Raw genomic sequence first — 12,571 nt, forward strand, 5'->3', positions numbered from 1 at the left:
GTCACAACAGCCACATAGACAACAGCATTGCTGTAGTCTTGAAGCGACGTAAAACAAAAGGGAGGCGCGCGTGCTCATTCTGCTGCTCGGACTTTTCTGCACCGCAGCGGCTGCACCGCTTATCATACGCCTCTGCGGACGTGCAGGCTTTGGCCTACTCGCGCTCGTTCCGCTCGCGGGATTCATCTGGGTGCTCCAGCTCTTCGTCGAGAAACGCTTCGCCGCGGGCGCGCTCGAGCAGCGCATCGAATGGATGCCAGCGGCCCACCTCGACATCGAGCTGCGCCTCGACCCGCTGGCCGGGCTGTTCTCGCTCATCATCTTAGGCGTGGGCGCGCTCGTCCTTTTCTATTGCTGGGGCTACTTCACGCCCGCGGACGGCGCGGCGCCCCGGCGGCGTCTCGAGATGTTCGCCTCCCAGATGGTCGCCTTCGCCGCCGCCATGTTCGGCCTCGTCATCTCGGATAACTTCCTGCTCATGTACGTCTTCTGGGAAGTGACCTCGCTGCTGTCCTTCCTGCTCGTGAGCTACTACGGCGAGCGCGCCTCCTCGCGCCGCGCCGCGCAGCAGGCGCTCATGGTCACCACCCTCGGCGGCCTGGCCATGCTCATCGGCATCATCGGCTTCGGCCGCCAATCGGGCGTGTGGACGTTCAGCGGCATCGCAAGCCTTCAGGCCGATATCGCGACGACCCCGTATATCGCCTGGTCCGTGTGCCTCGTCCTCGCCGGTGCTCTGAGCAAATCCGCCATCGCGCCCGCCCACTTCTGGCTGCCCGGCGCGATGGCCGCGCCCACGCCGGTCTCCGCGTATCTCCACTCCGCCGCGATGGTCAAGGCGGGCATCTACTTGGTCGCCCGCCTCTCCCCCGAGGTCCACACCGTCCCGGCTTGGCACATCGTGGTCATCCCGCTCGGTTTGTTCACGATGCTGCTGGGCGGCTGGATGGCGCTCAAGCAGCGCGACTTAAAGCTCGTGCTTGCCTACGGCACGGTCTCCCAGCTGGGATTTATCACCTCCGTCGTCGCCATTGGTTCCCGCGAGGCGCTGCAGGCGGGGCTCGCGCTCACCTTTGCGCACTCGCTGTTTAAGGCCACCCTCTTTATGGTGGTCGGAGCCATCGACCATGCGTCGGGGACAAGGGACATCGGAAAGCTCAGCGGCCTGGGGCAGCGCCAACCGGTCTTGGCACTCATCGCTGGCGTCTCCGCGCTGTCCATGGCGGGCCTGCCGCCACTGCTCGGCTTTGTCGCCAAAGAAGCGACGCTGGAGACGGTTCTCCACGAGGAGCTGCTCACGGGCATGCCGCGCAACATGATGCTCGTCGCGGTCGTGCTCGGCTCCATCCTCACCATGGCGTACGCACTGCGCTTCCTCTGGGGCGCGTTCGCGACCAAGGGAACCGAAGGCCCGAGCACGGCCGTGAAGAAGATGCACCACGTCGGCCCCGCCCTGTGGGTCCCGCCGGCTGTGCTCACGGCGCTCACCATCTTCCTAGGCGCACAGCCGGCACCGCTATCCAATGGGCTCACGCAGCACCTCGACCCGATCTTCGGCGAGGGGTCCGCGCTCAAGCTGTGGCACGGCTGGACGCTACCGCTGGGCATCTCGGCGTTTATCATTGTGGCCGGTTGCCTCATGCACTGGCAGCGGGGACTCGTCGCCGCCGCGCAGTTCGACACCCCGGCGCTAGGCAACGCGGACGACGCATACGATGCCACCCTCGCCCGGCTCCGCCGCGCGTCCTTGCGCATTACGGCGCAGACACAGCGCGGCTCCCTGCAGTACAACCTCACCACGATTTTCGTGTGTCTCATCCTCCTCGTGACGGCAGCCCTCGTGGGCGGCGACCTCACGGATGTGCGCATGCACGTCGCGGATAACCCGTGGCAGGCCATCGCGGCCGTCCTCATGATGGCCGCGGCCATCGCGGCCACGGCCATGCACAACCGCTTGTCCGCCGTGCTGGTCGTGGGCATTTCGGGCTACGCGCTCTCCTTCATCTTTGCGCTTCACGGCGCGCCGGACCTGGCACTCACGCAGCTGCTCGTCGAGACCATCATCGTGGTGCTCTTCATGCTCGTCCTGCGCAAGATGCCCGCCAACGTCGAATGGCGCCAGGGCCCGGAGATGAACCGCCTGCGTGCGTGGCTGTCCGTCGCGGTCGGTCTCACCGTCTCGGTGGCGGGCATGTTCGCCATCAACGCGCGCACGGCCGCGCCGATTTCGGAATACATGCCGAAGCTCGCCAAGGAGATTGGCCACGGCGCGAACACGGTAAACGTGTTGCTCGTGGACATCCGCGCGTGGGATACCTTCGGCGAAGTCACCGTCCTCGTCATCGCGGCGACGGGCGTGGCCTCGCTCATCTACCGCACGCAGTCCTTCACGCGCTCCTCGCGCCGCCCCACGCTGCGTGCAGTGGGCCGCCGCTGGCTGGCCGTGGGCTCCGAGTCGGAGCAACGCCAGAACCGCTCGCTCATGATCGACGTCATCACGCGCCTGCTCTTCCCGTCCATGATGGCGCTTTCGCTCTACTTCTTCTTCGCCGGCCACAACGCGCCCGGCGGCGGTTTTGCGGGCGGCCTCGTGGCCTCGCTCGCGTTCACGCTGCGCTACCTCGCGGGCGGGCGCGAGGAGCTCGAGGAGGCTTTGCCTATCGATGCCGCCCGCCTGCTCGGCGCCGGCCTTCTTACCTCCTCGGTCTCCGTCATCGTGCCGCTGCTTTTGGGCCAGCCCCCGTTGACGACGGCGTATACGAAGCTCGAGGTGCCATTCCTCGGCGCGGTCTCGCTGCCCTCGGCGCTCATCTTCGACGCGGGCGTCTACATCATCGTCGTGGGGCTCACCATGCACATCCTTACCTCGCTTGGCGGCAAGCTCGACGAGGAAGAGGAGGCACGTAAGCAGCGCGCCCGCGACCGCAAGCGCTCGCTCCAACTACAAATGCGCCACCAAGCCGGCCGCAAGCCGACGAACGCGCCGGCACAGGCCACGGCATCCACCGCAACAGCGACGACAAGCACAGGAAAGGAGACATCATGACCGCCAATCTCCTCCTCTTGCTCGCCTCGGGCGTGTCCGTCGCGGCGGGCGTCTACCTGCTACTCGACCGCGCGATGACGAAAATGCTCATGGGCATCCTACTCATTGGCAACGGCGCGAACCTGCTCATGCTCCAGGCAGGCGGCGAGCCGGGGTCCCCGCCCATTACCGGGCGCGAATCCACGCAGTATGGCGAACAGATCGCAGACCCGCTGGCGCAGGGCATGATCCTCACGGCCATCGTCATTTCCATGGCAATGACGGGCTTCATCCTCACGCTGGCCTATCGCCAGTACCGCTACCGCACGGCGGACGTCATCGAGGACGACACGGAAGACGCAGCCATCGCGGCGAGCGTGGGCCGGTCAACCTCGACGATCTCGCCAGACGTCGACGCGTCCTCCGACCCCACGACAGGCAGGGACACGGACAAGGGCGACGCCTTCGGCCCCTCGTCCTTTGAGGAGCCGGTGAAAGGCCCAGAGAAACACCATAAGAAGAAGCCGGAAAGCACCGCGAAGGGAGACAGCGATGGCTGAGCCGCTGCACGGCCTGGCCGAGGTCGTCTACCCGTTCGTGGGTTATCTCATCCCGCTGCCGATCATCATTCCGGCGGTGGCGGCGGCGCTCGCCATGCTCTTCGCCCGCGTGCCGTGGGTACAGCGCACCCTCGCCTTCTTCGCGCTGCTCGCCAGCGCGGGCGTGGCGGCACTGCTCATCGTCATCGCGGATTTCTACGGCATCCAGGCCATCCAGGTCGGCGGATGGGACGCCCCGGTGGGTATCACGCTCGTCGCGGACCGGTTGAGCTCAATCATGCTCTTCACGTCGTCCATCGTGCTCTTCTCCGTCATGTGGTACGCCATCGCGCAGGGCATCCGGGACGGCGACCGCGACTCCCCCGTCGCGGTCTTCTTGCCCACGTACATGCTGCTGTCCATGGGTATTAACGTCTCCTTCCTCGCTGGCGACTTGTTTAACCTCTACGTTGGCTTCGAGATCTTCCTCGTGGCGTCCTACGTGCTGCTCACCCTCGGCGCGTCCCCGGCGCGCGTGCGCGCGGGCGTAGGCTACGTCATGGTGTCGATGACCTCGTCCATGGTCTTCGTCGTGGGCCTCGCGCTCGTCTACGCGGCGGTGGGCACGATGAACATGGCGCAGATCGGCGAGCGCATGAACGACATCCCGGGCGGCACGCAGGCCGCCATCTTCGGCGTGCTTCTCATCGCGTTCGGCATCAAGGCCGCCATAGTGCCGCTCGACGCGTGGCTGCCGGACTCCTACCCCACCGCGCCGGCGCTCGTCACGGCCGTCTTCGCGGGCCTTCTCACCAAGGTCGGCGTGTACGCCATCATTCGCATGCGCACCTCCGTGTTCACAGATGGCACGCTCGACACGCTGCTCATGTGGGTCGCGCTCGCCACGATGGTGGTGGGCATCCTCGGCGCCATGGCGCAGGCTGACATCAAGCGTCTGCTGTCCTTTACGCTGGTGAGCCACATCGGCTACATGATCTTCGGCGTCTCGCTCGGCTCCGCACAGGGCCTGTCCGGCGCCATCTTCTACGCGGTCCACCACATTCTGGTGCAGACGGCGCTCTTCCTCGTTGTCGGCCTTATCGAGCGCCAGGCGGGCACGTCCTCGATGCGCCGGTTGGGCTCGCTCATGTACACCGCGCCGCTTGTCGCGGTCCTCTACTTCATCCCAGCCATCAACCTGGGCGGCATCCCGCCGTTCTCGGGCTTCTTGGGCAAAATCATCCTGCTCCAGGCAGCCGCGAACGACGGCTCGCTGCTCGCGTGGGTGCTCATCGTCGGCGCCGTCGCGACCTCGCTGCTCACGCTCTACGTCATGATGGTCGTCTGGGCCAAGGCCTTCGTCCGCGACCGCGCAGACGCCCCGGATTACCATGAGCCCGCCCAGCCTGCCGATGCCCCCTCCCGCATCCCCTCCGGCATGATCGGCGCCACCACGCTGCTGGTCGCTGCCTCGGTGGCCATTACGGTGCTCGCTGGCCCCATCTCCGGCGTGACCTCGCGCGCGGCGGAGTCAGCGCAGGATGACGGCATCTACCGCTACGCAGTACTCGGCGAGACGTCCGAGAATCCCACGCGCCGTCTCGACCAAAAGGAGCGCTACGCGGAGGGCCACGAGAACGCCGAACGCGGCGCAGACTCTTTGGGCGAGCGCCGCGCCTCACTCAAGGACCCGGCGCCGGGCCTGTCCACGGCCCCGGCGACGGCAACGGCCTCGCCCACGAGCGCCGCTCCCGTTGATGAGGGCTCGGCGGACATTGAAAAGAAGGAGCCGCGATGAGAGCACAGTTGCCGCACCTCAACGAAAAAATTAGTGGCCGACTCAGTGGCGTGCAGCACCGGTTCCGCCCGTGGTTTATCGTGTGGATCCTCGTCATGTGGTGCCTGCTCATGGGCGAGCTCACCGTGGCCAATGTCGTGGGCGGCGTGCTCGTGGGCCTCGCGGTGACCTACCTCCTGCCGCTGCCTGCCATGCCGGTGGGCGGCCTTGACATCTCGTGGGGCCTGCTTGTCCGGTTCATCGGCGTGTGGCTCTGGGATTTTTTGGTGGCTTCGCTCAAGGTGGCGTGGCTGGCCATCCGGCCGGCCGCCCCGCCGCGCACGGCCATCCTCACCGCGCCCATGCGCGTGGACAACGAGTTCGTCCTGGCTCTCGCAGTCTTCCTCTACAACCTCCAGCCGGGTGGGACGGTGACGGATATTGATATCGCCGGACGCATGCTCACCGTCCACATCTTGGAAGCAGACAATGAGCTTGACATCGAGCGGGCTCTGGGGAGCATCGGCAAGCTGGAGCGCGCCATGATTGCCATCTTTGAAAGGAGCGTCTAGATGCCCGACACGCTGTATGACTGGGGCCTCGCGGTGGCCGCGGCGATGATGACGGTGTCCTTCCTCGTGATCGTCTGGCGCATCATTACCGGCCCGAACTCTCTCGACCGGCTCGTGGGCATGGATGGCTTCGTGGCCGCCTTCCAATGCGCGCTCGCCACGTATATCTGCTGGTCACTGGATACGACCGTGGTCAACGCGATGCTCGTCATCGCGCTGCTTGGCTTCATCTCGACCGTCGCCGTCACCCGCTTCCGCAGGAGGGACAACCAATGATCACCGACATCATCTCGCTCGTCCTCGTGCTCGCCGGGTCTTTCTTCGTCCTCGCGGCCGCGCTGGGCACTATACGCTTCCGTGACACGATGGCGCGCGTCCATGCGGTGGCCAAGCCGCAGACCATCGGCTTAGTCCTCGTGCTCCTGGGCGCGTTCATCCGCGTGGTCGGCTCGCCGGAGTTCAGCGTGGCACAGCGCAGCGACTTAGGATTGCTGCTCCTGCTCGGGCTCTTCGCGCTTGCGACGGCGCCGGTCACGGCACAGCGCATCACGCGTGTTGCCCGCCGCGAAGGCCTCTACGATCGTGATGAAAATATGTCCCGAAACGACCGGCCTGCCGGAAAAACGATGCGTCGCCGCTAGGATGTAGCTTCGTGAAGAAAATCAATGGTCTGCCCACTCTTGCCGTGGGGCTTACTGCCCTCGTGGCTTTCATGTTGTACCGCGTGTTCACGTACGAGGGCAACACGCCGCTCGTGTGGCGCGTGCCCATTGACCTCGACATCTACGCCCTCGCGGGCAAGGACCTCCGCGACGGCGGGCTGCTCTACGACGCCGCGTACATTGGCAAGCTGCCGTTTACCTACCCGCCGTTTGCGGGCGTGCTCTTCAAGTGGCTGTCCCTGCTCAACGACAACTGGCTCATCGGCGTGTGGCAGATCGGCACGGGTGTGGCGCTCTTCGCCGTCATCCTGCTCGTGCTGAACAACCGTTCGTATAAGCTCACGCCGCTCACCGTCTACGTGGCCTTCCTGCTCACGCTGGGCACCACGGCCATCGAGCCGGTCATGGGCACGCTCTTCTTCGGCCAAATCAACGTCTTCCTCATGCTGCTGTGCGCGCTCGACCTGCTGCCGCGCCGCTGGCGCCTGCCCGGCGTAGGCATCGGCCTGGCTGCGGGCATCAAGCTCACGCCGGCGTACATGGGCCTCGTTCTGCTCTTCCAGCGCCGCTGGTGGGCGGTCGTGGGCTGCCTCGCGACGTTTATCGCCACGGTCCTCGTGGGCTACTGGATTGTCCCGGACGCCAACGATTTCTGGACGAACGCGGTCTTTAACTCCTCGCGCATCGGCGACCACGTGAACCCGGGCGCGATGGGCTTGCGCTCCGTCCTCGAGCGCCACTTCGGTCTCGCGGGCGGCGTGGGCTGGCTGCTTGCCGTCTTCGTCACGTTCTGCCTCACTCTCGCCGCGAACCTCGTGGCGACGCGCCGCGGCAACCAGGCGCTCGTCTTCGCATTTACCGGCGTCAGCTCGTGCATGGTCTCCCCATTCGCGTGGTTCCACCACTTCGTGTGGGTCGTCCCGCTCGCCGTCGTCATCCTGCTCGGCGCGAACCAGTGGCTAGGCGAGCGCCTACCGGGCTGGGCGGCCGCGCTCGGCTCGATGGTCGCGATGTGCGTGTGCGTCATGCCCTGGATTTCCGCCGCGTTCTGGTTCGACGCGAGCTACCACAACCTCGATGACTGGACGAGCCCGCAGCCGCTCATGTCCCTCCTCTTCCCGTTCGCGGGCGGGGTCTACATGTTCTTCTACGCGGTGAGCGGCTTCTGGACGCTGCGCCGCGGCGGGCGACACGCGCGAGTCTAAGCAGTTTTAAACCAGGGGGTGGCCGGCGGCGAGCTCGTCGCAGGCGAGGTCCACGGCCGGGTTCCACGAGCGCGTCTCCTCGAAGAGGCGGCGCTGGCGCTCGTAGCCGGCGCCGTGCTCAATAATCTCTAGGATGCGGGCGAGTTCCGCGGCGCAGCCGAGCTCGCGGGCGAGCGGCGTAAGCTCCTCGACGAGGTCCGCGAGCTCATCCTTGACCCAGCGCTCGTCCGTCTCGCGCGACGTGATGACGAGGGCGTCCATGCCGTAGCGAGCGCCGCGCCACTTATTCTCGGCAACGTGCCAGGGCTGCAGGGTGGGCAGCGGCTCGCCGGCTTCCCACAGACGGTCGTAGTGGACCACGAGGCAGTGCGTGAGCGCGACGATGGCGGAGAGCTCGCGGAGGTTGGAGGCGGCATCGGAAATGCGGACCTCGACGGTGCCCCACTTGGAGGCCGGGCGGATGTCGAAGTGCATGGAGCCGGTGTGGTTGATGACGCCGGAAATCGACTGGTCGCGCATGTAGGACTGCCACTCGGCCCAGCTACCGAATTGGTAAGGCATGCCGGCGGTGGGCAGCTGCTGGTAGAGCATCGTGCGGTTGGAGGCGTAGCCCGTGTCGAGCCCGTCCCAGCCCGGCGAGCACGCGGAGATGGCGAGCAGGTGCGGGTACGTGGTCATGAGCGCATTGATGATCGGCCACACCTTGTCCTCGTGGCTCACACCGACGTGGACGTGCGTGCCCCACAGCAGCATCTGCTGGCCCCAGTAGCGCGTGCGGTTGATGATCTCCTTGTAGGAGTCCTTGTCCCCCAGCGGGTTCTTCCGGAAATCCGAGAACGGGTGGCCGCCGGAGGCCCACAGGCGCAGGCCGCGTTCCTCGGCGGCCGCGCGGACGAAGGACAGGTCGCGGGCGAGCTCCTCCATCGCCTGCGGCACCGTATCGCAGATGCCGGTGACGAGCTCGACGGTATTTTGGAGGAACTCCTTCTCCAGGTGCACCTCGGGGTGGGCGGTATTGACGGCCGCGATCACCTCCGGCCCGCGCGCGACGAGGTCGCGAGTCTGGGGATCGACAAGCGCGACCTCCCACTCGACGCCAAGCGTCGGTTTGGGGGATCGCGCAAAAATTTCAGCCGGGGTATTCACCCTTAAAATTTAACCCTATTGGTTGACCAACACGATAGTCACCGCGCCCTCAGCCATGGCTTTCTCGGGCAAGGCCTGGATATTCTCCTTCGCGACACCACTGAATTTATCTGCGAGGGTGCGCGCCTGAGCCTCGGCAACCGCGTCGCCGGCCGGGAAGAAGACGGTGGTCTCGGTGAGGATTTCATCCGCGAAGTTGCCCACCTCGCCAAGCTCGTAGCCGGCGTCAGTCACCTGCTTGGACACGTCGGCAGCCAGGCCCTGCACCGTCGAGTTGTTGAGGATGCTCACCTTGCGCTGGCTTGCCGATGCCCCNCGGACTGGCCGTTGGCGGGGGCATCGGAAGGCTGGGCCTGGCCGGGCTGGGGCTGCTGGGCCTGGGGCGACTGGGCGGCCACGGGGGCATCGGCAGCCGTGGGCTCCGGGTTGCCGCCGCGGGTAAAGCTGTAAAGGGCCCAGAGGCCGAGTGCGACGGCGACGGCGATGAGCACCATCGCGAGGCCGCGCAGGGGCAGCCCTGCTGCCGGGGACTTCTCGTTCGTCTCAGGATTCACATTAGTCACATGCGTCACTTTAGCCGTCGGGCTGCTCCGTGGGGCGCGCGGCGCGCCGAAGATCCTCCCTCCGATCCCGCACGCGGCGCAGACGGCCCACGAGCTGCGGCGAATAGGCGAGCGCGTCGGCCGAGTCGAGCAGCCGGTTGAGCCGCTGGTGATAGCGGACGGGCGACATGTCGAAGCGCTCACGGATGGCCGCCTCCTTCGCGCCGACGGCGCGCGGGGCCTGCGCCTCGAAGTCTAAGAGGGCGGCGTCTAGGTCTGACAGCGAGCTCATGCCTAAACTGTAGGCCATGACTATTCGCCCCATCGTAATCCACGGCGATCCCGTGTTGCACCACCCCACCGAGCCGGTGACCGAGCCCATCTCCTCGCCCGAGCTCCAAGAACTCATTGCTGACATGTACGAGACCATGGAGGTCGCCCACGGCGTGGGTCTCGCCGCCAACCAGGTGGGCGTCAACAAGCGTCTGTTTGTCTACCACTGCCCGGACACGGATGGCCCGAACGGCACCGAGCTCGAGGGCGGCGGCATGCGCAAGGGTTGTGTCATCAACCCGGTGCTCGAGACCTCCGAGATCCCCAAGACCATGCCCGCCGACGATGGCTCCGAGGACGAAGGCTGCCTCTCCGTACCCGGCGAAGGCTTCCCCACCGGCCGCGCCGACTGGGCCCGCGTCACCGGCAAGGACGAGCACGGCAACGACATCTCGATTGAGGGCTACGGCTTCTTCGCCCGAATGCTCCAGCACGAGACCGGCCACCTCGACGGCTTCGTCTACACCGACGTGCTTACCGGCCGTTACAAGCGCCAGGCGAAGAAGATCATTAAGTCCAACGGCTGGACCGAACCGGGACTTACCTGGCTGCCCGGCGAAGGCCCGGATCCCTTCGGCCACGACGACTAAGCTCGCCTTCCCATGAGCTACATTTTCCGCTCCGATGCCCCGCGCGTGGGCGAGCGCGTGGTCGTGCGCCGCGACATGGGCGGCGGCATGCATTCCGATGTCATCGGACACGTCGTCTCCCTCGACCCCCTCGTCGTCCGGCCGCAGGCGGTGGGCGGCTACCCGTCCGCGCTCGAAGCCATCACCATTCCGGATGAGCAGATTCAGATCGTGAAGAAGCTCTCCCCGCGCATGGTCCGCAACTCCGACATCCGTGCGGTCGAAGTCGCCACCGCCGCGGCCTTCCCTGGCAAGGAACACACGTGGACCGCGGACGGCCAATGGCTCATGCGCGCCGGCGATGGCGTGACGGAACGCTCCAACTCCGCGACCCCGCTCGGCCCCTCCGCTGGCTTCACCCAGGTGCCACTCGCCGAAATCGAGACCTTCTACACCCGCCACGATTTGCCGCTCATCCTCGAGCTGCCCGAACGCATCGGCAAACCCGCCGAGAAGCTCGTTGCAGGCAACCCCGCATGGACGCTCGGTCCCGAAATCTCCGTCATGGTCCGCTCGCTCGCGGACCTCAGCGACCTGCCCGACCGTCCCGACGAGTGGGAGTTCCACATCGACGACCAACCCGACGACGACTGGCTGGCTCTCTATCACTTCCGCGGCCAAGCCCTGCCGCCGGAAGCGCTCGAATACCTACGCACACGCATCGAGGGCCACATGGGCTTCGGCCGCCTCGTTACCCGCGAGGGCGAGACCGTCGCCATCACGCGCGGTACGCTCACCGATTCCGGCAACGGCACACATTGGCTCGGCTACTCCGCCGTCGAGGTCGCCCCAGCCTGGCGCCGCCGCGGCCTCGCGACACAGCTGGGCATGGACATGCTCCGCTGGGGCCGTGAGCATGGCGCCGAGCGCGCCTACCTCCAAGTCCTCGGGACCAACGAGGCCGGCGTGGGCCTCTACACCAAGCTCGGCTTCATCGAGCAGCACCGCCACCGCTACGCTCACTTCACGGGCGAGCCCGGCACCGACGCCCGCTAGCCCCTGCCGTCCCTCGCCAACCATGTGCGGAGAGGCGCACGAAGCGCCACTACCCCGCCCCGGGCACACGCGAAAGGCGCCGCACGGAGCGGGGTGGGCAGGATTGGACAGGGCAGGGCGCGGGGCCATCGACTAAGCAATTCCCAGGTCGAACAGCCCACCATCTTCCGGCGGCTGGTCCGGCACGTCCGGAGATCCAGGCGGAGAAGTCTGTTCCGGCGAGGCCTCGGGGCGGGCCCGGAGACGTTCGCCCGGCGCACGACTGCGCTTGTGAGTCTCATTAAACTGCAGGTCACCGCCGTCCGGCGGGCGCCAGCCCACGGTTCCGGTGCGCAGGTCGCGCTCGAAGTGACCGAGTCCGCCCGAGCCGTCCCACTTGTCGTTGTTCGTCACGTGTCAGGGGCGGCACGCGATAGTAAGGTTCTCGATATCGGTGCGACCGCCGTTGGCGAAGGCCACGATGTGGTGGATATCGCTCATGACCAGCGGGGTATCGCAACCACGGCCGGAGCACACGAGCTCCGAGGCCGCTAGCGCGAGACGCTGCTCGAGCGTCGCCGTGCGGGTCGAGCGACCCATAGTGAGCGGCACCGGCGTGAGCCCGTCCATGAGGACCGCAAAGTCGGAACCGGCGCCGCCGGCGAGGAGGACCTCGAGCGCGTTGAGCGTGTAGCCCGTGTTCGTCTCGAAGCGGGTGTCCGCGTCAACGTGGCGCAGATCCTCGAGCGTCGTCGCGATGACGAGCGAGCCAATGCCACGAGCCTGGCGCTCGGGTGCCGAAAGATGCCCGCGGATAATGGCAAAGAACTGGTCCGCCANCCATCTCCGCGGTGAGGTAGCCGCCGAAGGGCACGCCGCCGTCCGCGTCCTGCTGGCCCAACCAGATCGTGCGGTTCTTCCGCGCCGTGAGGCGGTCGCGACGATCCTCCGGGGTACGGCCGCGACGGTTGGCGTCCTGGACCTTAGCGCGCAGCCACTGGCGCAGATCTTTCTCAGAGCGCTTTCCTGCCTCCTTAAGCGCGAGCGCGTGGAGTTCGGCCTTGGACGGATCGCACGTATCCGAAAGACGCTCGAGCTCCTGGTCGATGACGCGCTGCTTGGACTCGCGCACACGGCGGGCACGCCCACGAGCCTCGGCGCGGGCG

At 66.5% G+C, this 12,571-nt stretch carries 14 protein-coding genes; 9 read left to right on the forward strand and 5 right to left on the reverse strand.

Annotation, left to right across the window (positions count from 1 at the left end; all coding sequences use genetic code 11):
• Nucleotides 1–70: 70 nt before the first annotated feature.
• From BN9444_RS00725 to BN9444_RS00755, 7 genes are read left to right on the forward strand one after another with little or no spacing between them, the layout of a single operon-like run.
• Entirely contained in the window at nucleotides 71–3,046 is a 2,976-nt protein-coding gene (locus BN9444_RS00725; protein ID WP_066512398.1) for a Na+/H+ antiporter subunit A, read from the forward strand.
• Nucleotides 3,043–3,585, forward strand: a complete 543-nt coding sequence (locus tag BN9444_RS00730) for a Na(+)/H(+) antiporter subunit C (RefSeq protein ID WP_066512393.1) — start codon at nucleotides 3,043–3,045, stop codon at nucleotides 3,583–3,585. Before BN9444_RS00725 ends, BN9444_RS00730 begins: the two co-directional genes overlap by 4 nt.
• Complete coding sequence (locus BN9444_RS00735; protein ID WP_066512387.1) at nucleotides 3,578–5,362, forward strand: Na+/H+ antiporter subunit D; 1,785 nt, start codon at nucleotides 3,578–3,580, stop codon at nucleotides 5,360–5,362. Before BN9444_RS00730 ends, BN9444_RS00735 begins: the two co-directional genes overlap by 8 nt.
• Nucleotides 5,359–5,913: a Na+/H+ antiporter subunit E gene (locus BN9444_RS00740; protein WP_066492892.1), complete on the forward strand. Its 555-nt coding sequence runs from the start codon at nucleotides 5,359–5,361 to the stop codon at nucleotides 5,911–5,913. The genes BN9444_RS00735 and BN9444_RS00740 overlap by 4 nt, the downstream gene beginning before the upstream one ends.
• A complete protein-coding gene (locus BN9444_RS00745) occupies nucleotides 5,914–6,189 on the forward strand; it encodes a monovalent cation/H+ antiporter complex subunit F (RefSeq protein WP_066492890.1) in 276 nt (91 codons plus the stop codon).
• Nucleotides 6,186–6,554, forward strand: coding sequence for a monovalent cation/H(+) antiporter subunit G (locus BN9444_RS00750; RefSeq protein WP_066492889.1), 369 nt, complete (start codon nucleotides 6,186–6,188; stop codon nucleotides 6,552–6,554). The genes BN9444_RS00745 and BN9444_RS00750 overlap by 4 nt, the downstream gene beginning before the upstream one ends.
• Before the next feature lie 11 nt (nucleotides 6,555–6,565).
• Nucleotides 6,566–7,780 carry a glycosyltransferase 87 family protein gene (locus BN9444_RS00755; RefSeq protein ID WP_066512381.1) on the forward strand — a complete coding sequence of 405 codons (1,215 nt, stop codon included), beginning with the start codon at nucleotides 6,566–6,568 and terminating at the stop codon, nucleotides 7,778–7,780.
• Nucleotides 7,781–7,786: 6 nt separating this feature from the next.
• On the opposite strand, the gene BN9444_RS00760 is transcribed toward BN9444_RS00755, so the two are convergent.
• The 3 genes from BN9444_RS00760 to BN9444_RS00775 form a co-directional block, all read right to left on the reverse strand.
• Complete coding sequence (locus BN9444_RS00760) at nucleotides 7,787–8,926, reverse strand: glutamate--cysteine ligase (protein WP_066512376.1); 1,140 nt, start codon at nucleotides 8,924–8,926, stop codon at nucleotides 7,787–7,789.
• 15 nt (nucleotides 8,927–8,941) lie between these two features.
• Entirely contained in the window at nucleotides 8,942–9,217 is a 276-nt protein-coding gene (locus BN9444_RS14600) for a LytR C-terminal domain-containing protein (protein WP_068801251.1), read from the reverse strand.
• 282 nt (nucleotides 9,218–9,499) lie between these two features.
• Nucleotides 9,500–9,778 carry a DUF3263 domain-containing protein gene (locus BN9444_RS00775; protein ID WP_181734613.1) on the reverse strand — a complete coding sequence of 93 codons (279 nt, stop codon included), beginning with the start codon at nucleotides 9,776–9,778 and terminating at the stop codon, nucleotides 9,500–9,502.
• On the opposite strand from BN9444_RS00775, the gene BN9444_RS00780 reads away from it, so the two are divergent.
• Complete coding sequence (locus BN9444_RS00780) at nucleotides 9,777–10,391, forward strand: peptide deformylase (protein ID WP_066512360.1); 615 nt, start codon at nucleotides 9,777–9,779, stop codon at nucleotides 10,389–10,391. The two genes, BN9444_RS00775 and BN9444_RS00780, sit on opposite strands and share 2 nt — an antisense overlap.
• Before the next feature lie 12 nt (nucleotides 10,392–10,403).
• Nucleotides 10,404–11,426, forward strand: coding sequence for an N-acetylglutamate synthase, CG3035 family (locus tag BN9444_RS00785; protein WP_066512357.1), 1,023 nt, complete (start codon nucleotides 10,404–10,406; stop codon nucleotides 11,424–11,426).
• Between the two features lie 132 nt (nucleotides 11,427–11,558).
• Here the strand turns inward: BN9444_RS00785 and BN9444_RS00790 are convergent, their stop codons facing one another.
• Both BN9444_RS00790 and BN9444_RS00795 read right to left on the reverse strand, forming a co-directional pair.
• Nucleotides 11,559–11,819, reverse strand: a complete 261-nt coding sequence (locus tag BN9444_RS00790; protein WP_068801253.1) for a hypothetical protein — start codon at nucleotides 11,817–11,819, stop codon at nucleotides 11,559–11,561.
• 3 nt (nucleotides 11,820–11,822) lie between these two features.
• Nucleotides 11,823–12,005 (reverse strand): HNH endonuclease signature motif containing protein, encoded by a 183-nt coding sequence (locus tag BN9444_RS00795; protein WP_199872831.1) that lies wholly within the window; start codon nucleotides 12,003–12,005, stop codon nucleotides 11,823–11,825.
• Between the last annotated feature and the right edge of the window lie 566 nt (nucleotides 12,006–12,571).

The sequence above is a fragment of the Corynebacterium phoceense genome (genome assembly GCF_900092335.1).
In the GTDB taxonomy this organism is placed as follows: Bacteria; Actinomycetota; Actinomycetes; order Mycobacteriales; family Mycobacteriaceae; genus Corynebacterium; species Corynebacterium phoceense.

What these genes read in the sequence shown, in the direction of transcription:
- BN9444_RS00750 (WP_066492889.1), top strand. Translation starts at nt 6,186, where the DNA reads ATGATCACCGACATCATCTCGCTCGTCCTCGTGCTCGCCGGGTCTTTC.
- BN9444_RS00740 (WP_066492892.1), top strand. Translation starts at nt 5,359, where the DNA reads ATGAGAGCACAGTTGCCGCACCTCAACGAAAAAATTAGTGGCCGACTC.
- BN9444_RS00735 (WP_066512387.1), top strand. Translation starts at nt 3,578, where the DNA reads ATGGCTGAGCCGCTGCACGGCCTGGCCGAGGTCGTCTACCCGTTCGTG.
- BN9444_RS00775 (WP_181734613.1), bottom strand. Translation starts at nt 9,778, where the DNA reads ATGGCCTACAGTTTAGGCATGAGCTCGCTGTCAGACCTAGACGCCGCC.
- BN9444_RS00785 (WP_066512357.1), top strand. Translation starts at nt 10,404, where the DNA reads ATGAGCTACATTTTCCGCTCCGATGCCCCGCGCGTGGGCGAGCGCGTG.
- BN9444_RS00745 (WP_066492890.1), top strand. Translation starts at nt 5,914, where the DNA reads ATGCCCGACACGCTGTATGACTGGGGCCTCGCGGTGGCCGCGGCGATG.
- BN9444_RS00730 (WP_066512393.1), top strand. Translation starts at nt 3,043, where the DNA reads ATGACCGCCAATCTCCTCCTCTTGCTCGCCTCGGGCGTGTCCGTCGCG.
- BN9444_RS00780 (WP_066512360.1), top strand. Translation starts at nt 9,777, where the DNA reads ATGACTATTCGCCCCATCGTAATCCACGGCGATCCCGTGTTGCACCAC.
- BN9444_RS00795 (WP_199872831.1), bottom strand. Translation starts at nt 12,005, where the DNA reads ATGGGTCGCTCGACCCGCACGGCGACGCTCGAGCAGCGTCTCGCGCTA.